Annotated in this window: 15 protein-coding genes and 1 tRNA gene; 10 read left to right on the top strand and 6 right to left on the bottom strand. The window is 75.5% G+C overall.

From position 1 onward, the window contains the following. Positions 1-213 precede the first annotated feature (213 nt). The gene (locus OF117_RS09405) at positions 214-2,718 is read left to right on the top strand and encodes a PQQ-dependent sugar dehydrogenase (RefSeq protein ID WP_263552568.1); all 2,505 of its coding nucleotides are present in this window, start codon (positions 214-216) and stop codon (positions 2,716-2,718) included. A gap of 12 nt (positions 2,719-2,730) precedes the next feature. On the opposite strand, the gene OF117_RS09400 is transcribed toward OF117_RS09405, so the two are convergent. Both OF117_RS09400 and OF117_RS09395 read right to left on the bottom strand, forming a co-directional pair. Then, complete coding sequence (locus OF117_RS09400) at positions 2,731-3,543, bottom strand: enoyl-CoA hydratase/isomerase family protein (RefSeq protein ID WP_263552567.1); 813 nt, start codon at positions 3,541-3,543, stop codon at positions 2,731-2,733. Between the two features lie 36 nt (positions 3,544-3,579). Next, a complete protein-coding gene (locus OF117_RS09395; protein ID WP_263552566.1) occupies positions 3,580-5,109 on the bottom strand; it encodes a dolichyl-phosphate-mannose--protein mannosyltransferase in 1,530 nt (509 codons plus the stop codon). A 234-nt stretch (positions 5,110-5,343) separates the two neighbouring features. On the opposite strand from OF117_RS09395, the gene rsmI reads away from it, so the two are divergent. Continuing rightward, positions 5,344-6,180, top strand: coding sequence for a 16S rRNA (cytidine(1402)-2'-O)-methyltransferase (gene rsmI, locus OF117_RS09390; protein ID WP_263552565.1), 837 nt, complete (start codon positions 5,344-5,346; stop codon positions 6,178-6,180). 232 nt (positions 6,181-6,412) lie between these two features. Here the strand turns inward: rsmI and OF117_RS09385 are convergent, their stop codons facing one another. Together OF117_RS09385 and corA are read right to left on the bottom strand one after the other, a co-directional pair. Next, positions 6,413-7,333 (bottom strand): DUF559 domain-containing protein, encoded by a 921-nt coding sequence (locus OF117_RS09385; protein ID WP_263552564.1) that lies wholly within the window; start codon positions 7,331-7,333, stop codon positions 6,413-6,415. A 182-nt stretch (positions 7,334-7,515) separates the two neighbouring features. Then, a complete protein-coding gene (gene corA / locus OF117_RS09380) occupies positions 7,516-8,637 on the bottom strand; it encodes a magnesium/cobalt transporter CorA (RefSeq protein ID WP_263552563.1) in 1,122 nt (373 codons plus the stop codon). Between the two features lie 234 nt (positions 8,638-8,871). Between corA and OF117_RS09375 the strand changes: the two genes are divergently transcribed. From OF117_RS09375 to OF117_RS09340, 7 genes are all read left to right on the top strand, one after another. Next, the gene (locus OF117_RS09375; RefSeq protein ID WP_263552562.1) at positions 8,872-9,528 is read left to right on the top strand and encodes a hypothetical protein; all 657 of its coding nucleotides are present in this window, start codon (positions 8,872-8,874) and stop codon (positions 9,526-9,528) included. Positions 9,529-9,572: 44 nt separating this feature from the next. Then, positions 9,573-11,375 carry a methionine--tRNA ligase gene (gene metG, locus OF117_RS09370; RefSeq protein WP_263552561.1) on the top strand — a complete coding sequence of 601 codons (1,803 nt, stop codon included), beginning with the start codon at positions 9,573-9,575 and terminating at the stop codon, positions 11,373-11,375. 37 nt (positions 11,376-11,412) lie between these two features. Next, positions 11,413-12,300, top strand: coding sequence for a TatD family hydrolase (locus OF117_RS09365; RefSeq protein WP_263552560.1), 888 nt, complete (start codon positions 11,413-11,415; stop codon positions 12,298-12,300). Positions 12,301-12,464: 164 nt separating this feature from the next. Continuing rightward, positions 12,465-13,304 (top strand): hypothetical protein, encoded by an 840-nt coding sequence (locus OF117_RS09360; RefSeq protein ID WP_263552559.1) that lies wholly within the window; start codon positions 12,465-12,467, stop codon positions 13,302-13,304. 395 nt (positions 13,305-13,699) lie between these two features. Beyond that, on the top strand, positions 13,700-14,806 hold the full coding sequence (locus tag OF117_RS09355) for a ubiquitin-like domain-containing protein (protein ID WP_318014232.1): 1,107 nt from the start codon (positions 13,700-13,702) through the stop codon (positions 14,804-14,806). Between the two features lie 149 nt (positions 14,807-14,955). Next, positions 14,956-15,732, top strand: a complete 777-nt coding sequence (rsmA, locus tag OF117_RS09345) for a 16S rRNA (adenine(1518)-N(6)/adenine(1519)-N(6))-dimethyltransferase RsmA (RefSeq protein ID WP_263552558.1) — start codon at positions 14,956-14,958, stop codon at positions 15,730-15,732. A gap of 55 nt (positions 15,733-15,787) precedes the next feature. After that, entirely contained in the window at positions 15,788-16,744 is a 957-nt protein-coding gene (locus OF117_RS09340) for a 4-(cytidine 5'-diphospho)-2-C-methyl-D-erythritol kinase (RefSeq protein ID WP_263552557.1), read from the top strand. A gap of 31 nt (positions 16,745-16,775) precedes the next feature. On the opposite strand, the gene OF117_RS09335 is transcribed toward OF117_RS09340, so the two are convergent. Further along, positions 16,776-17,417 carry a TetR/AcrR family transcriptional regulator gene (locus tag OF117_RS09335; protein ID WP_263552556.1) on the bottom strand — a complete coding sequence of 214 codons (642 nt, stop codon included), beginning with the start codon at positions 17,415-17,417 and terminating at the stop codon, positions 16,776-16,778. Between the two features lie 105 nt (positions 17,418-17,522). After that, positions 17,523-18,512 (bottom strand): acyl-CoA desaturase, encoded by a 990-nt coding sequence (locus tag OF117_RS09330; protein WP_263552555.1) that lies wholly within the window; start codon positions 18,510-18,512, stop codon positions 17,523-17,525. A gap of 284 nt (positions 18,513-18,796) precedes the next feature. Here OF117_RS09330 and OF117_RS09325 point away from each other — a divergent pair. Next, a tRNA-Gln gene (locus tag OF117_RS09325) sits at positions 18,797-18,872 on the top strand. Positions 18,873-18,882 lie beyond the last annotated feature (10 nt).

The following is an 18,882-nucleotide window of genomic DNA, read 5'->3' as shown; positions in this document are numbered from 1 at the left end:
GGGGGGTGTCCGGTCGCGCCGCGCCGGCTCTGCTGTGCTACCCGGGCGCTGTGCCACCGAGCGCTCTGATATGTGGAGCTGTGCTACCCAGCGTCGCGCCCCGCTCACGTGCGGCGGTGACGCGTCGGGGGGCCGTGCGCGCCGGCCGGGGCGGCGCCCCGACGCCGGTCGGGGTCCTTGTGCCGCGGCTCGGCCCTCAGCAGGCTGCGGCGCGTGTCACGGGGGAGCGGGTGGTACGACGACGTCCGGCGCGGTCTGTCCCGCGCCGTCCGGCGGCCTGCCGCCGCGGTCCTCGTCGTCCTCGTGGCCGTCGCGCTGCCGGTCGCGGCGCCCGTGCCGGCGCGGGCGGCGGCGCTGCCGGACGGCTTCGTCGTCCAGGACCTGCCCAGCGGCCAGGACGAGCTGCTCACCGACTTCGCCTTCGCCCCCGACGGCAGCTGGTTCACCGCCGGCAAGAACGGCCGGGTCGCCTGGGTGTCGGCCGACGGGACCGACGTGCGGACGCTGGCCGAACTGCCGGTGGTCAGCGTGCAGGACCTGGGGCTCACCGGAGTGGCCGTCGCGCCGGATTACGCGACGTCGCGGACGGTGTACACGGCCCGCACGCTCGCGGTGGACGCCGGATGGGCGATGCGGCTCAGCGCCTGGCGGGTCGGCGGCACCGGCGTCCCGACGTCGCTCGAGGACGAGCGAGTCCTCTGGGACCTGCCCACCGACTCCGACGCGCACGCCATGACTGGGCTGGTCGCCGCCGCCGACGGCACGCTGTGGGTCAGCGTCGGCGACGCCGGGAACTTCCGGTTCGTCGACGAGTCGGCGCTGCTGGTGCAGGACCCCGACACCGGCTACGGGAAGCTGCACCACGTCCACCCCGACGGACGGGGTGTGGAGACCAATCCCGGCTACGACCCGGCGGCTCCCGACTCCTGGCGCAGCCGCACCTACGCCACGGGTTTCCGCAGCCCGTTCCGGCTGAGCCTGGACCCGGCGACGGGCGCGCCGGTCGTCGGCGACGTCGGCTGGCTGGGGTGGGAGGAGATCAACCACGTCCAGCCGGGCGCCAACTACGGATGGCCCTGCTTCGAGGGCGACGGGCCCACGCCGGGCTACAGCGACCTGCCGGGCTGCCGGGGGGTCGGCAACACCGCGCCGATGTGGGCCTACCGGCACGGATCGCTCGGGACGAGCATCATCGGCGGCGTCGTCTACACCGGCACCAGCTATCCCGAGGAGTACCGGGGCGCCTACTTCTTCGGTGACTTCACCTCCAAGCGCCTCTACACGCTGCGCTACGACGAGCGGGGGAGGGTGGTGCGCGAGCCCGAGACCGAGGGGTTCGCCGCCGACGAGGGCGCGCCGGTCCGACTCGCCACGGCGGCCGACGGCGACGTCGTCTGGGCCGACCTGCTCGGCTCCCGGCTGCGGCGGCTGGTCTACCTGCCGGGCAACCGGCCGCCGACGGCGAGCGCGACGGCGACCGTCGACCCGGCCACCCGGACGGTCACCTTCGACGCCACGCTGTCCCGCGACCTGGACGGCGACCCGCTCACCTTCACCTGGGACTTCGGCGACGGCACCTCGGGCACCGGCGCACGCGTCGACCACCAGTACGCGGCCCCCGGCACCGAGCCGGTGACGGTAGAGCTGACGGTCACCGATCCGCAGGGCGCCTCCGGCCGGACGTCGGTGACCGTCGTGCCGGCCAACCTCGCTCCGGTGCTGGAGGTCTCGCCGCCGCCACCGGACCGGCTGTTCGCCGTGGGCGACGTGGTGGAGGCGACCGCCTCGGCCGTCGATCCCGAGGACGGGCGGCTGCGGATCACCTGGTCGGAGACCCTCGTGCACTGCAGCGGCGGGTACTGCCACGAGCACCCGGGCGAGTCGACCACCGGCCGCTCCTACTCCCGGACCTTCGAGGACCACGGCGACGACACCCGGCTGGAGGTCCGGGTCCGCGCCGAGGACCGGTACGGGGCCCGCACCGAGACCCGCTTCGTCGCCGCGCCCCTCCTGCGCACCCTCGCGGTCACCTCGACGTCACCGGCCGACGTGACGATCAACGGTGCCGTCCGCGCCCAGGCGCAGGTCACCGTCGGTGCCCGGGTCTCGGTCGCCGCCGCGGAGGTCGCCGCGGACGGCGTCTCCGCGTTCGAGCGGTGGGACGACGGCTCCCCGCGGCAGCACGACCGCGTCATGCCGGACGCCGACGTCACGCTGCACGCGGTCTACGGCTCGCCGATCGATGCCCGCCACGCCGGGGACGCCGCGGTGCGCGAGGCGCTGGGCGCCCCGGTCGCGGAGGAGGTGACCGACGGCGGGGTCCGCTGGCGGGAGTACGAGCGGGGCCGGCTGTACTGGACGGCGGCGACCGGCGTGCGCCTCGTCCGCGGCCCGGTCCTGGAGGCCTACCTCGCCCTCGGCGGGCACGCCGTGCTGGGCGCGCCGACCACCGACGAGCTCAGGGCCGCCGACCGCGTCGGTCGCTACAACGACTTCGCCGCGCCGGCCGCGTCGATCCACTGGACGCGGCGCACCGGCGCGCACGCCGTGCAGGGGGCGATCGGCGCGCGGTGGGCGGAGCTGGGCCGCGAGGAGTCGTTCCTCGGCTACCCGACCAGCGACGAGTACGCGGTGCCCGGCGGCCGCCGGTCGGACTTCGAGGGCGGCTCGCTGATGTGGGACGCCGTCACCGGGCAGGTCACCGACTCGCGGCCGTGACCCGCGTGGCGGTCAACCCGCGCGGAAGTCGGGACGCCGCTTCTCGACGAAGGCGCGCACGCCCTCGCGCCCCTCGGCGTCGGCGGCCGACTCGGCGATCAGCCGCCCCTCCTCGTCCAGGTGCTCCACGAGCCCCCGCGCCGCCGCGCCGCGCACGAGCTGCCGGGTGCGCACCAGCGCCCGCACCGGCCCGGCGGCCACGCCGCGCGCGACGGCGAGCGCCTCGTCGCGCAGCGCGTCGTCGTCCACGACCCGGGCGACCAGGCCCGCGTCGCGGGCCTCCTCGGCGGTCAGCCCCCCGGCCGTCAGCAGCAGGTCGAGGGTCCGCGCCTGGCCGAGCGAGCGGGCCAGCACCCACGACGACCCGCCGTCCGGCGAGAAGCCGAGCGCCGCGTAGGCCGGCCGGACCACGGTCGACCGGGCGCAGACGACGAGGTCGCACGCGCCCAGCAGGCCCACCCCCGCCCCCGCCACCGCGCCGTGCACGCCCGCGACCACGGGCACCGGACAGGCCAGCAGCGCCCGCAGCGCCGCGTGCCAGTCGGCCGCGAGCCGGCCGACGAAGTCGCCCGGGTCGCCCGCCCCGGCGAAGGCGCGGACGTCGCCGCCCACGCAGAACCGGGGACCGTCCGCCAGCAGGAGCACCGCCCGCGTGCCCTCCGGGCGATCCGCGAAGGCGGCGGCCAGCTGCCGGGCCAGCGCCGGGTCGACCGCGTTGCCGGTGTCGGGTCGGGCCAGCGTGATGCGCCAGAGGTCGCCGTCGACCTCGGTGCGGACCCGGTCGGCGCCGGGGTCCGTGCCGGGGTCGGTGCCGGGGTCGCCCATCGTCGTCCTCTCGCCGTGCCGGTCGGTCCGTGCCGATCAGTACCAGGAGGGGAACACCATCCGGCGCAGCCACTCCTCGTGCGACAGCTCGCCGCCGGTGAGCACCGGGTGCAGGAAGACGAACGTCGCCGCCACGACCGCCACGTACAGGCACACGGCACCCAGGCCCAGCCGGCGCCGGCCCGGCTCGCCGCCCGGCGGGCCGATGACGTCCTGCAGCAGCAGCACGACGGCGAGCACGAAGAAGGGCACCGCCGGGGCCATGTAGAAGATGAACATCGTGCGCTCGGGGTTGAGCAGCCACGTCGCCCAGCCCGCGGCGACGCCGACGAGCACCGCGACGGCCGCCGGGTCGCGGCGGGTGACGATCCGCCAGCCGAGCCACAGCACCGCCGGCACGAACACGAACCACAGCGTGGGCGTGCCGAGCATGAGGATGTAGCGGATGACCTGGTCGCCCTCGGCGTCCGTGAGCCCCTGCGGGTTCCACAGCAGGATCGGTCGCCCGGTGACCAGCCACGTCCACGGTCCCGACTCCCACGGGTGCGCGGTCGACAGGCCGTTGTGGAACCGGAGCCACTCGGCGTGCATGTGCCACAGCGAGCGCAGCGCGTCGGGTACGAAGGGGACGGCGGTGTCCGGGTTCTGCGTGGCCCAGTGCCGGCCCTGCGCCGTTTCGCCCCGGAACCAGCCGGCGAACGAGGCCAGGTAGGTGAGCACCGGGACGGCGGCCAGCGCCCACAGCGCACCGGGCAGCCCGCGGCGCGCCGTCGTCCGCGTAGGCCGGGGGACGCCGGCGTCCCGCCAGGCCGCCCGCTCCCAGAACAACGACAGGACGGCGAACGCGGCGAGGAACCACACGCCGCTCCACTTCACCGCGCACGCGCAGCCGAACAGCACCCCGGCGGCGAGTCGCCAACCGCGCGGACCGAGGCGGAAGCCGGACGGCGCGACGTCGGGGCGCGCCGCGATCCGGGCCCGCACCCGGTCGCGGTCGACCACCAGGCAGGCCACCGCCGCGACGACGAAGACCTGCACGAAGACGTCGAGCAGGCCGATCCGGCCCAGCGTGAACGACAGGCCGTCGAGGGCGAGCAGCAACCCGGCGAGCAGGCCGAGCAGCGTCGAGCCGGTGAGCCGGCGGCCGAGCCGGGCGAGCACCACCACGGCGATTGCGCCCGCGACGGCCGAGGGCACCCGCCAGCCCAGGGAGTCGTAGCCGAAGACCGCGATGCCCGTGGCGATCAGCCACTTTCCGAGCGGCGGGTGGACGATGAACGTGTAGCCGCGGTTGTACTCGTGGCCGTGGCGCAGCAGTTCCCGGGCCTCGGGCGGGTAGTAGGCCTCGTCGAAGAGCAGGTCCGGCGGGTAGCCGATGTCCCACAGCCGGCTGACCAGCGTGGCCAGACCGAGCGCGGCCGCGAGCAGCCAGGCCAGGCGCCGGTCGTCGGGGAGCGGGGGAGTGCGGTCCCGGCGTGCCCGGGCGGGGGACCGGCGGCGGGTCGGCGGCGGCGTGCGCGGCGGGGTCGGCTCCTGCGCCGTCCGCTCGGGTGTCAGCACCGCCATGCGGGCCAGCGTAGTGAAAGGACCCCCTGCCCCCCGGCGCTCGCCGGCTGGCGCCGGGCCCCTGCAGGCGGGCCTCCGGCGATCGGCGTGGCAGGCTCGCGGGCGCGGGCGGTGGCGGTGGCGCGGGCGGTGGCGGTGGCGTCGCGGCACCGGAGTCCGGGAGGTCGGGAGGAGCGGTGGCGGGTCGGCGGCGGTGGCGTCGCGGCACCGACGTCCGGGAGGTCGGGAGGAGCGGTGGCGGGTCGGCTGGTGTTGGGCGGTGCGCCGCTCGGTCAGCCCGGTGACGTGGGTCCCCGGCTGCGGCGGGTCATGGCCGAGGCCGACGTGCTGGCCGTCGAGGACACCCGCCGCCTGCACCGGCTGGCCGCCGACCTCGAGGTGACGCTCACCGGCCGGGTGGTCACCTTCCACGAGTCGGTCGAGCGCAGCCGGTTGCCCGGCCTGCTCGCGGCCCTGGCCGACGGGGCCACCGTGCTGCTGCTCACCGACGCCGGGATGCCGTCGGTCTCCGACCCCGGCTACACGCTCGTGCGCGCGGCGGTCGAGCAGGGCGTCGAGGTGACGTCGGTGCCCGGCCCGTCGGCGGTGACCACCGCGCTGGCGGTCTCCGGCCTGCCGGTCGACCGGTTCTGCTTCGAGGGGTTCCTGCCGCGGAAGGCCGGCGAGCGCCGGGCGAAGCTGGCCGCGCTGGCCGACGAGCAGCGCACGATGGTCTTCTTCGAGTCGCCGCACCGGCTGGCCGACGCCCTGACCGACGCCGCGGGCGCCTTCGGCGGCGAGCGCCCGGCGGCGGTGTGCCGCGAGCTGACCAAGACGCACGAGGAGGTGCGCCGCGGGCCGCTGGCATCGCTGGCCGCCTGGGCGGCCGACGGCGTCCGCGGCGAGATCACCCTGGTCGTTGCCGGCGCCCGGCCGGCCCCGGTCGAGCTGTCGGCCGACGAGCTGGCCGCCATGGTCGCCGCCGAGGAGGCCGCCGGGGCCCCGCGCAAGGACGCCATCCGCGCCGTCGTCGTCCGCACCGGGCTGCCCCGCCGCGTCGTCTACGACGCCGTGGTCACCGCCAAGCCCTGACCGGGGGCATAGGAAGCTATGCCCCGGTATTGGGGTTCCGGACGCCGGCAAAGCTTCCTATGCCCCTGCGATTCGGATTCTGGGCGCCGGCAAAGCTTCCTATGCCCCCGCCATCGGGGTTCCGGGCGCTGGCAAAGCTTCCTATGCCGCGCGATTCGGGTTCCGGACGCCGGCAAAGCCTCCTATGCCCCCTATCGCGTGTCTCGGCTATCGCTGATCGCCGCATTCCCGATCAGACGGCGACCAGCTGTGCCTTGCGCGTGCGGTACACGGCAAGGACGCGTGCCCGGACCTTGGCCGGGTCGCGGCGCACATCCGCGTACGTGAAGCGGAGGACCACCCAGCCGGCCGCTGCTAGCGCGGCATCGCGCGCGAGGTCTCGTCGACGGTCCTCCGGGCTCGTGTGGTGCCGAGCGCCGTCCAGTTCGACGGCGAGCTTCACCTCCGGCCAGGCTCGGTCCAGCCGGAAGACGACGCCGCCGGCGATGACGCGGTGTTGGCCGACGCCACGGGGCAGTGACGGATGGCGGAACACATCGAGGATGCCGACCGCCTCGAGCTCGCTCTGGCACCCGTCCTCGATCAGGTCGATGGCCTGCGCGAGAAGCCGGTGCCCGGCGATGTTGGAGCGCTCGTCGAGTGCGGAGCGCAGCCGCGGGGCGATGACGAGGCCCCGTCGCGCCGTCTCGAGCAGCAGTGGCCGTCGCTCGTCCGCCGGGAGCAGGGGCCAGGAGTCGATCAGCGTGCGCGGCAGATCGGTGACCGGGAGGCCGCGCCGCTCGAGGCTCTGCGGTGCCTCGGGCGTGAAGTCGAGGCGGCGGTGGACGACGACGTCGGGCGAGCCGGCTCGGCGGACCGCCTGGTCGACGACGAGGTGCACCGGACGCTCCAGCCGCCAGAGGCCCCACATGCAGAGAGCGGTCGTATGGCTCAGCGCCGAGCGCGGGCCTACGTGCAGCAGCGCGGCACGCAGGAACGTCGGCTCGTCGACGGCCGTGTCGCGCCACCGGTAGACGTGCGGGAGGACGCGCACGAGATTTCGACGGGTGTGCCGGTCGAGCACAGCCTTGGGGATGCGGGCGAGCAGTTGCTGGCGCGTGGCGAGGCCGCCGCCCTCCTGGAGGATCTCCCCGATGACCGCACGCCAGTCCATGGGAGCACCGTGCGGCCGCGCGGCAGGCCGGCGGCAGTGCTGGCGCGAATCTGTGGACGGCGAGGGCTGTCCACAGGCTGGGGCGCCGTTGAGCCTGAGCGCCCCGGTCAGCCAGCGGCGTTGGAAGCTTTGCGCCCCGCGAGGGGCCCGGAACTGCAGGCATAGCTTCCTATGCCCTGGTGTCAGAGCCAGCCGTTGCGCTTGAAGCCGCGGTACAGCAGCAGGCAGGAGCCCACGATCACGAGCAGCACCAGCGGGTAGCCGAACCGCCAGCCCAGCTCGGGCATGTGCACGAAGTTCATGCCGTAGATGCCGGCGATCGCGGTCGGCACGGCGACGATGCCGGCCCACGCGCTGATCCTGCGCATGTCCTCGTTGTCGGCCACCGTCGCCCGCGCCAGCGACGCCTGGAGGATCGAGGAGAGCAGCTCGTCGAGCGCCCCGACCTGGTCCCGCACCCGGATCGCGTGGTCCTGCACGTCGCGGAAGTACGAGCGCATCGTGGCCGGCACCACCTCGACATCGCGCTCGGCCAGCCGCTGGAGGGGGACCTCGAGCGGCGAGACCGCCCGCCGCAGCGACATCAGCTCCCGCTTGAGCTGGTACAGCCGGCCGATGTCGTCGGTGCGCTCCGGGCTGAAGACGGACGCCTCCAGCTCGTCGACGTCCTCGTCCACCGCCATGGCGACGTCGACGAAGGCGTCCACCACGAGGTCGGCCACCGCGTAGAGCACCGCCGACGGTCCGAGGCGGAGCAGCTCGCGCTGGCTCTCCAGCCGGTGCCGCAGGTCGGCGAGGCCGCTGTGCTCCCCGTGCCGCACGGTGATCACGTAGTGCGCACCGAGGAAGACCATCACCTCGCCGGTGTCGACGACCTCGCTGGTGGCCGTCAGCCGCTCGTGCTCCACGTAGGTCGCCGTCTTGAGCACCATGAACAGCGCGTCGTCGTACTGCTCGAGCTTGGGCCGCTGGTGGGCGTAGACGGCGTCCTCCACGGCCAGCGGGTGCAGGCCGTAGCGGTCGGCGATGGTCCCGAGTTCGGTCTCCGTCGGGGCGAACAGGCCGAGCCAGACGAAGCCGCCCCGCTCGACGGCGACCCGGAGGGCGTCCTCCGGGGCCACCGGGGCCTGCCGGCGCCCGTCGACGTAGACGGCGCAGTCGACCACCGGGTCGGCCGACGGGCGCCGCGTCGGGGCGCGCCGCTGGCGTCCGGCCGGTCCCGGTCGCGGGTCCGGCGGCTCTCCGCCGCGGCCGGACGGCGACGCGTGCAGCGGCGGCGAGAGGGGCGTGTCCCTGCTGGTCATGCGTGCACCTCCGGCGACGGTTCCGGGTCTCGGAGCAGGAGCAGCGTAGGCGTGCGGAGGTCCGGCGCCGTCCCACGCTACGTACCGGATCACCATCGCCACCGGGGCGGTCGGCACCGCGACGCGACGCGCCGACCCACCCCCGGCGGGTGAGAGGCCGGCGCGCGGCTCTCCAGGCCCGCCGCGGGGGCGCCGACGGATCGGTGACACCCGTCCCCGGTCCAGGAGTGCTCCGTGGCCACCAGCGTCCTCGACGTCCGCGACACCTTCGCGCTGCCGCGCGTGCGCATCCCGTCGTGGGTCGCCGTCCGGACGTCCTCCCGGTCCCGGCTGCCGCTGACCGTCCTGGCCGCCTGCGTCATCGGCGTCCTCGAGTCCGTCGCCCTCCTCGGCGCCGCGCTGACCGTGCTGGACGGCGTCATGGCGTCTCCGGACCGCCCGTCCGGTGCGGCTGTGACCGCCGGTCTCGTCGTCCTCGCCGGCTGGGTGGTGCTCGCCGCGGGCACCGGCGCCGCGCTGGTAGACGGAACCGGCCGCCGGCTGCTGGTCGCGCTGGCCTGGATCGAGCTCGCCGCTGTCGGGCTCGCCGCCGTCGTCCGCCCGCTGCCCCTCGAGCTGCCCGAGCAGCTGTCGCCGGTCGCGCTGCTGCTGGTCGCCGTCCCGGTGGCCAAGCTGCTGCTCGCCGGCAGCGCCTCGGCGCGGGCCTGGGTGGCCGCCGGCCCGCGGCCCCGCGAGCGTCGCCCGGACCCGGTGGCCCGGCACCGCCTGGTGTGCACGCTGACCGTGGCCGCCATCGGGCTGGGCCTGGGCGCCGTCGCCGTGGCCGGCCCGCCGCCGGGCCAGCCCGGCGGGGCGGGCACCGCGATGACCAGCGTCGCCGTCGACCGCTGAGCGGCCGGGCGGGAGCCCCGCCGGGCTCTCACTAGTCTCGTGCCGTGAGCGATCGGCACATCCTGACCGCCGTGGCCTGGCCCTACGCCAACGGTCCCCGGCACATCGGCCACGTCTCCGGCTTCGGCGTCCCCTCCGACGTCTTCAGCCGCTACCAGCGGATGGCGGGCAACCGCGTGCTCATGGTCAGCGGCACCGACGAGCACGGGACGCCGATCACCGTGGCCGCCGACGCCGAGGCCGTGACCCCGCGGGAGATCGCCGACCGCAACAACCGGATCATCGTCGGCGACCTGGCCGCGCTCGGGCTGAGCTACGACCTGTTCACTCGGACCTCGACGGTCAACCACCACCGCATCGCGCAGGAGATCTTCCTGGGCCTGCTGAAGAACGGCTACGTCTTCCCGCAGACCACGCTCGGCGCGATCAGCCCGTCGACCGGCCGTACCTTGCCCGACCGCTACATCGAGGGCACCTGCCCGATCTGCGGCTACGACGGGGCCCGCGGCGACCAGTGCGACAACTGCGGCAACCAGCTGGACCCGACCGACCTGATCGACCCGGTCAGCCGGATCAACGGCGAGACCCCGAAGTTCGTCGAGAGCGAGCACTACTTCCTCGACCTGCCCGCCTTCACCCGGGCGCTCGGCGACTGGCTCGCGTCGCGCAAGAGCTGGCGGCCGAACGTGCTCAACTTCAGCGTCAACCTGCTCGACGACCTGAAGCCGCGCAGCTACACCCGCGACATCGACTGGGGCGTGCCGGTGCCGCTCGACGGCTGGCGCGACCGCCCCGACAAGCGCATCTACGTCTGGTTCGACGCGGTGGTCGGCTACCTGTCGGCGTCCATCGAGTGGGCCCGCCGCACGGGCGACCCCGACGCGTGGCGGCAGTGGTGGCAGTCGCCGGACGCCGACGCCTACTACTTCATGGGCAAGGACAACATCGTCTTCCACTCCGAGATCTGGCCCGCCCAGCTGCTCGGCTACAACGGCGCCGGCGACAAGGGCGGCACCCCCGGCGACCTCGGCCGGCTCAACCTGCCCACCGAGGTGGTCTCGTCGGAGTTCCTCACCATGGAGGGGCGCAAGTTCTCGTCGTCGCGGCAGGTGGTCATCTACGTCCGCGACTTCCTGGCCCGCTACGACGCCGACGCGCTGCGCTACTTCATCGCCGTCGCCGGGCCGGAGACCCAGGACACCGACTTCACCTGGGCGGAGTTCCGCCGCCGCAACAACGACGAGCTGGTCGCCGGGTGGGGCAACCTGGTCAACCGGTCGGTCTCGATGGCGGCCAAGAACGTCGGCGCCGTCCCGACGCCGGGGGAGCTCACCGACGACGACCGGGCGCTGCTGGCCGCGACGTCCGGTGCCTTCGCCACCGTCGGCGACCTGCTGGCCCGCAACCGGCAGAAGGCCGCCGCGGGCGAGGCGATGCGGGTCGTCGGCGAGGCGAACAAGTACCTCTCCGACCAGGCGCCCTGGAAGCTCAAGGAGGACCTCGCCCGCCGCGACACGGTGCTGCACACGGCGCTGCAGGCGGTCAGCGACTGCAACGCGCTGCTGACCCCGTTCCTGCCGCACTCGGCGCAGAAGGTGCACGAGCTGCTCGGCGGCACCGGGGTGTGGTCCCCCGCGCCGCGCATCGAGGAGGTCACCGACCTCGACGACGGCTCGCCCTACCCGGTCATCACGGGCGACTACGGCGCCGGGCAGGCCGTGTGGGCCTCGCGACCGCTGCCGCCCGGCGCGCCGCTGTCCCCGCCCACGCCGGTGTTCCGCAAGCTCGACGAGGCGGTGGTGGAGGAGGAGTTGTCCCGCCTCGAGGACCACGGGACGTCCGCATGACGGCGGTCGTGGCCCTGACCGACGGGCTGGGGACGGCGTGAGCCGGTCGGCGTCGGCCCGGGCGAACCGCCGGGGTGACCTCCCGCCGTCCCCGGAGCCGTTGCCGGCCCCGGCGCTGGACAGCCACACCCACCTCGACATCGTGGTGGGGGAGCGGCCGGCCCACGGCGCGGGCGACGAGGGCCGGCCGGACGACGACGCGGTGGACGCCGAGATCGCGGCCGCCGCGGCGGTCGGCGTCCCGCGGCTGGTGCAGGTCGGCGTCGACGTCCCGTCGTCGCGGTGGTCGGCGGCGCTGGCGGCCCGGCACCCGGCGGTGCTGGCCGCGGTCGCCCTCCACCCCAACGAGGCCGGCGCCGGCGCCGCGGACGACGGGGCGCTGGCCGAGATCGACCGGCTGGCGGCCCGGCCCCGGGTGCGCGCGGTGGGGGAGACCGGCCTGGACCGCTACCGCACCGGGCCGGACGGCTGGGCCGCCCAGGAGGCGTCGTTCCGGGCGCACGTCCGCATCGCGAAGCGCCACGGCAAGGCCCTGGTCGTCCACGACCGCGACGCGCACGACGAGGTGCTGCGGGTGCTGGACGACGAGGGCGCGCCCGAGCACGTGGTCATGCACTGCTTCTCCGGCGACGCCGCCTTCGCCCGGGCCTGCGTCGAGCGCGGCTTCGTGCTGTCGTTCGCGGGCACGGTCACCTTCGCCAACGCCGGCGGCCTGCGCGAGGCGGCCGCCGTCACCCCGGTCGACCGGATGCTCGTCGAGACCGACGCGCCCTTCCTCACCCCGACGCCGTACCGCGGCCGGCCCAACGCCTCCCGGTTGGTGCCGCTCACGGTCCGCGCGCTCGCCGACCTCACCGGCGCGGACCTGCCGGAGTTCTGCGACCACCTCACCCGGACGGCGGAGCGGGTCTTCGGCACCTGGTAGCAGGCGCCGGCCGCTGTCGCGTCGACCGGACCGCTACCGCAGCCGCACGTCGGAGCCGCCCGGTGCCCGGGCCGCGCGGCAGCGAGGTCGACCCCGATCCGGTGTCGTGACGGTGTTGTGACGGGCGCCGCCCACCGCGCAGCGTTACGGGGGACACTGACGGCGTGGGTCGCCTCATCGCCGTCGTCCTCTTCATCGCCGTGCTCGTGCCGGGCATCCTGCTGGCCCGCGCGTGGTGGCTCGCCGCGGGCCGCCGGGCGGTGGCGGCGACCGGCGTCGAGCTGGCCGAACCGACCCCGGAGGGCACCGTCGTGCTGCGCCGGCAGGCGCAGCACGGACGGCGGGTCCGCGCGCTGGGCTGGCTGCTCGGCGTGGCCGGCATCGTGGCCAGCGTCGTCCTGTTCGCCGAGGCCTCGGTCTTCCTCTGGTTGCCGGCGCTGGTGGTCGGGCTGCTGGCCGGCGTGCTGCTCGCCGAGGCCACCCGGCCCCGGCCGCGGTGGACGCTCACCGATCCGCCGCGCCGACCGAAGCAGGGCGAGCTGATCTCCGCGTGGCTGCTGTGGACGATGCGCGGCGTGCTGGTCGCCGAGCTCGGTACCGCGGTCCTGCTGGCCCGGGCCGGGGAGCTGCCGGGCACGGTCGCCTGGGCGGCCGTCGTCGCCCCGGCGGCAGCCTGGCTGCTGGCCGAGGTCGCCCTGCTGCGCGCCCTCGTCCGCCCGCTCCCGGCGACGGGGGCCGACGTGCCGGTCGACGAGGCGCTGCGCACCTGGACGGCGCACCTGGTGACGGCGGGCGCCAGCGTCCTCGGGCTGCTGCCGCTGGGCACCCTGTTGCTCGTCGCGGGCATCGAGCTGGGCGAGCGGGTCACCGAGGGCTTCGACCTGGCCCCGGTCGCCCTCGTGGCCGGCGGCTTCTCCGCGCTGGCTGCCGGCGTCGCGGTGGCCGGCTTCCTGGTCACCTGGCTGCGGCCGGTGCGGTCGAACGCCCGCGCCCTGGCCGGCTGAGCGGCCGGCCGGGCCGGACCCCTCCGGGCGCGGACCCGGCCGTCCTACCCGGTCCGGCGCGATTGCTGCTGTGCGGCTTCTCACGGCCGATCCCCGTCCGCACCACCTGTCCCGGGCGCCTCACCCGGCACGTCGTGCACTCTCCGTGTCGGCGTGCCGACACAACGCTTTCCTGACCGGCTGCTTCACTTCGGGCGCACCATTGCCACCCGCACCCTTTTCGTTATCGTGTCGTGACCGACAGCCGGGATGGGGACCGATCCGGGCGGCGTGACCGACCGGAGCCCGGCTCCAGGACGGCCGCTGACCGGGCAGGCCTCGCGGCGGGCGGACCGTCCTCACCGGCGGTGCGCCCGTGCCCCTGCCCGGGCTCCGTGACCCCCCGTGGAAGTGCCGTGCGCCGCTCGATCCAGCTCAGCCTGTTCGCCGTCGTGATCCTCGGACTCGTCGGCGGTCTCCTCGCGTACCTCGCGGCCCAGAAGTCGGTGACCCTCACCGTCGACGGGCAGAGCCGCGCGGTGAGCACGTATGCCGGCACCGTCGGCGAGGTGCTCGAGGAGGAGGGCGTCACGCCCGGCGAGCACGACGTGGTCCTCCCCGACGTCGAGCAGGCGGTCGCCGACGGCGACACCGTCGTCCTCAACCGCGCCCGGCCGCTGCAGCTGACCGTCGACGGCGTGTCCCGCGAGGTCTACGTCACCGCGCTCTCCGTCGACGAGGCGCTCGCCCAGCTCGGCTACCGGTCGGGCGAGGAGCTCGTGCTCTCGGCCAGCCGCAGCGAGCGGCTCCCGCTCGACGGCATGGAACTGTCGATCACCACGCCGAAGGACGTCGTCCTCGTCGCCGACGGCCAGGAGCGGGTGGTCACCACGACCGCCGCCACCGCGAGCGACCTGCTCGCCGAGCAGGGCATCGCGCTCAGCGCCACCGACCGGACCAGCCTGTACCCGCACCAGGCGCTGCTGGACCGGATGCGCCTGCAGGTCTTCCGCGTGCAGGTGACCGAGGTGCCCCAGGCCGCGGCGATCCCGCACGGGCGGGTCGAGACGCCCGACGCCGAGGCGTTCAAGGGCGAGAAGACCGTGACCCAGCAGGGCGTGGACGGCGAGCAGGTGACCACCTTCCGCGTGACGGTCACCGACGGTGTGGAGACCGGCCGCGAGCAGCTCGCGACCTCGGTCACCCGCCAGCCGGTCGACGAGGTGGTCGCGGTCGGCACCAAGGACCGTCCGGCGCCCACCACGCCGTCGGTCTCGGCGGCCGGGGGCGGCGTCTGGGACCGCCTCGCCCAGTGCGAGTCCGGCGGCAACTGGGCGATCAACTCGGGCAACGGCTACTACGGCGGCCTGCAGTTCTCCCTGGGCACCTGGAAGGCCCACGGCGGGACCGGGATGCCGCACCAGAACAGCCGCGAGCAGCAGATCGCGATCGCCGAGCGGGTCAAGGCCTCGCAGGGCTGGGGTGCCTGGCCCAGCTGCACCCGCAAGCTCGGCCTCCGCTGACGACGGCCTCCGCTGACGACGGCCTCCGCTGACGCCCGACCCGCGCTGACGAACCGCCTCCGCTGACGCCTCCCGCGGTCCCGGACGGGCTGCTCGGCCCCGCGGCCATCCGCGAGCTGGCCGAGCAGCTCGACCTGCGCCCCACCAAGATGCTGGGGCAGAACTTCCTGCACGACGCGAACACCATCCGCCGCATCGTCCGCACGGCCGAGGTGCGACCGGACGACGTGGTGGTCGAGGTCGGCCCCGGTCTGGGGTCGCTGACGCTGGGCCTGCTGCCCGCGGTGTCCCGGGTCGTCGCCGTCGAGATCGACCCCCGCCTGGCCGCGCGGCTGCCGGTGACGGTGGCCGACCGCCTCCCGGCCGTCGCCGACCGGTTGGACGTCGTCGCGGCCGACGCCCTGCGGGTCACCGGGATCCCCGGCCCGCCGCCGACGGCGCTCGTGGCCAACCTGCCCTACAACGTGGCCGTGCCGGTCCTGCTGCACCTGCTGGAGCTGCTGCCGACGCTGCGGCGCGCGCTGGTGCTCGTGCAGGCGGAGGTCGCCGAGCGGCTGGCGGCGGCGCCGGGCACGCCGGCCTACGGGGTGCCGTCGGTCAAGGCCGCCTGGTACGGCGAGGTCCGCCGCGCCGGAGCGGTGGGACGGCGGGTCTTCTGGCCGGAGCCGAACGTCGACTCCGGGCTGGTGGCCCTGGTCCGGCGGCCGCCGCCCCAAGGGGACCGCGCGGCTACCTTCGCCGTCGTGGACGCCGCCTTCGCGACCCGACGCAAGAGCCTGCGCGCCGCCCTCGCCCGCTGGGCGGGCAGCCCGGCGGCCGCGGAGGCCCGGCTGCGCGCCGCGGGCATCGACCCCGCCGTCCGCGGCGAGCAGCTGTCGGTCGCCGACTTCGCCCGCCTCGCGGCGACGCCGCCGGTGCAGGCGTGACGCGCGGCCGCCGGCGTCCGGGCAGCGACCGGCCGCGCCCGCACGGCGGCGCCCGGTGACCGGGCCCGTCGACGCGGCGCTGTCGGCCGACGAGGCGGTGACCGCGCGCGCCCCGGCCAAGGTGAACGTGCACCTGTCGGTCGGTCCGCTCCGGGACGACGGCTTCCACGAGCTCCGCACCGTCTACCTGGCGGTGTCCCTGGTCGACACCGTCACCGTCCGGCCGGGCGACGGTCTCGCGCTGTCGGTCAGCGGGGAGGGCGCCCACGCCGCGACCGGACCGGACCGGGTGCCCACCGACGCCCGCAACCTCGCGTGGCGCGCGGCCGAGCTGCTCGCCACGCACGCCGGCGTCCCCGCCGACGCGCACATCGCCATCGACAAGGCCGTTCCGGCCGCCGCGGGCCTCGCCGGTGGCAGCGCCGACGCCGCGGCTACGCTCGTGGCGCTGGACCGGCTGTGGGGCACCCGCGCTAGCCGGGACGACCTGGCCGGCCTGGCCGCCCGGCTGGGCAGCGACGTCCCGTTCGCCCTGGTCGGCGGGGTCGCCCTGGGCACCGGTCGCGGTGAGCGGCTCTCGCCCGTCCTGGCCCGCGGGCCGTGGCACTGGGCGCTCGGGATCGCCGGCGAGGGGCTCTCGACGCCGGCCGTCTACGCCGAGCTCGACCGGCTGCGGGCGGGGGGCCGCGGGGCCGGCCGACCGGCCGGAGGTGAGGAGTCGGTGCTCGCGGCGCTCCGCGGCGGACCGTCGTCCGCCCTCGGCGCGGCGCTCGCCAACGACCTCCAGGCGCCGGCGACCAGCCTGCGGCCGGACCTGCGGCGGGCGCTGCGCGCCGCGCGCGAGGCCGGGGCGGTCGCGGCGCTGGTCAGCGGTTCGGGGCCGACGGTCGCCGCGCTGGCCGAGGACGCCGACGACGCGGTCCGGCTGGCCGCCGCGCTCGCCGGCGAGGGCGTGTTCCGGACGGTGCGCGCCGTCCACGGCCCGGTGCCCGGCGCCCGCGTCGTGGCCTGACGCCCGGACCGGCGGGGCGCCGGCTCCGGCGCTACGGCGTGGCGGGCCCGTCGACCAGGTCGGGGTGGGGATCGAGGTGCGACAGCCCGTTGTAGGCCAGGTTGACCAAGTGGGCGGCCACCTCCCGCTTGCCGGGCGAGCGGGTGTCGAGCCACCACTGGCCGACCAGCGCCACCATGCCGACCAGCGCCTGGCTGTAGAGCTCGGCGAGCCGGGGATCGTAACTGCGCTTCTCGAACTGGCGGCCGAGGATGTGCTCGACCTTGCGGGCCACCTCGCCGATCAGCGAGGAGAAGGTCCCGGTCGTGCTGGTGACCGGGGAGTCGCGGGTGAGCACCCGGAACCCGTCGGTGTCCTCCTCGATGTAGTCGAGGAGCACGAGCGCCGCCCGCTCCAGCAGCTCGCGCGGGTGCCCACCCGAGGAGAGGGCCGACTCGAAACGCACCAGCAACCGCTGCATCTCCCGGTCGACGACGACCGCGTACAGCCCCTCCTTGCCGCCGAAGTGCTCGTAGACGACCGGCTTGCTCACGTCGGCGCGAGCGGCGACCTCCTCGATCGAGGTGGCCTCGTAACCGCGCTGGCCGAACAGCTCGCGGGCGACGTCCAGCAACTGCTGGCGGCGCTGGGCGCCGGTCATCCGTACCCGTGGCCGGGCCGGGCTGCTGCTCATGACGGCGCTCCCATGGGCTCATCGTGCCGGGGACGCCGCCGCCCGGGCCACCGGCGTCGTGCCGGTGACCCGGGCGGGGCGATCGAGCGCGAGGACCCGCCGGGATCAGGCGGCGGCTGGTGCCGACCCCGGCGCCCGCCGCTTGGCGGCCAGCCGGACCGGATCGGGCCACTTGACGTCGCGGGCCCAGCCGAGCTTCTCGAACAGCCAGATGACGCGGGCACTGATGTCCACCTGGCCGCGCAGCACGCCGTGCCGGGCGCAGGTCGGGTCGGCGTGGTGCAGGTTGTGCCACGACTCGCCGAAGCTGAGCAGCGCCAGCGGCCAGAAGTTGGTCGAGCGGTCCCGGGCGGTGAACGGCCGGTTGCCGACCGTGTGGCAGATGGAGTTGATCGACCAGGTCACGTGGTGCAGCAGCGCCACGCGCACCAGGCCGGCCCAGAAGAAGGCCGTCGCGGCGCCGGCCCAGCTCATCGTGACCAGCCCCCCGATCAGCGCCGGGAGCAGGATGCCCACGCCCGCCCAGACGACGAACAGGTCGCTGGTCCGCCGGACGGCGCCGTCCTTGAGCAGGTCCGGGGCGTAGCGGGCCGGGTTGGTCTGCCGGCGGTCGAACAGCCAGCCGACGTGCGCGTGGAACATGCCCTTGGCCAGCGCCCGGAGGTCGTCGCCGTACCGCCAGGGCGAGTGCGGATCGCCGGCGCGGTCGGAGAAGGCGTGGTGGCGGCGGTGGTCGGCGACCCACTGCACCACCGGGCCCTGCACCGCCATGCACCCGGCGACGGCCAGGGCGATGCGCAGCCCGCGGTGGGCCTTGAACGACCCGTGGGTGAAGTGGCGGTGGAAGCCGACCGTGATGCCCAGCCCGGTGAGCACGTAGAAGACGGCGAACAGCGTCACGTCGGTCCACGACAGACCCCAGCCCCACACGGCGGGCACGGCCGCCGCCAGGGCGAGGAAGGGCACGAGGACGAAGGCGTACAGCGCCAGCTGCTCGCCGGTGCCCTTCTCCGCGCCGAGGGCGTTCGCCGGCAGACCTGCGTCGGGGTCGGGGCGCGGCGGCGCGGTGGGCCGGGTGAGTGCGGGAGCTGACACGGGGTCTCCTGGGTGGCCGGGGCGGGGCGTCGTGGGGTGGCGGACGTCTCACCCCGGAGCTACGTGGCCGTAAGTTACGCCTCCGTAGGGATGGCTGCAGCGGGGGCTCCCGGCGCACGCCGCCGCCGGGCCGCGGCCGGCGGGCCGTGGGCCGGCGGTTGCCGGCCCGCAGGGCCCGGGGCGCGGACGGGCCGGTGGGTGCCGGGCGGCCGCCCGCAATAGGCTCGGAACCGGCGCCGGCCCCGTCACCGGCGCTCGCGCGGCCCGCTGGCGGCCGCGTGGGATGGGGGATGGGGTAATCGGCAGCCCGCCGGCCTTTGGAGCCGGGAAGTCTCGGTTCGAGTCCGAGTCCCCCAGCCAGACGTCCGTG

The organism is Geodermatophilus sp. YIM 151500 (assembly GCF_025716945.1).
Taxonomy (GTDB): Bacteria; Actinomycetota; Actinomycetes; order Mycobacteriales; family Geodermatophilaceae; genus YIM-151500.
This window is presented reverse-complemented; position numbering and strand designations above follow the sequence as displayed.

Coding starts and splice junctions, on each gene's coding strand:
- rsmA (WP_263552558.1), top strand. CDS start 14,956: ATGCTGGGGCAGAACTTCCTGCACGACGCGAACACCATCCGCCGCATC.
- OF117_RS09395 (WP_263552566.1), bottom strand. CDS start 5,109: ATGGCGGTGCTGACACCCGAGCGGACGGCGCAGGAGCCGACCCCGCCG.
- OF117_RS09335 (WP_263552556.1), bottom strand. CDS start 17,417: ATGAGCAGCAGCCCGGCCCGGCCACGGGTACGGATGACCGGCGCCCAG.
- OF117_RS09385 (WP_263552564.1), bottom strand. CDS start 7,333: ATGGACTGGCGTGCGGTCATCGGGGAGATCCTCCAGGAGGGCGGCGGC.
- corA (WP_263552563.1), bottom strand. CDS start 8,637: ATGACCAGCAGGGACACGCCCCTCTCGCCGCCGCTGCACGCGTCGCCG.
- OF117_RS09400 (WP_263552567.1), bottom strand. CDS start 3,543: ATGGGCGACCCCGGCACCGACCCCGGCACGGACCCCGGCGCCGACCGG.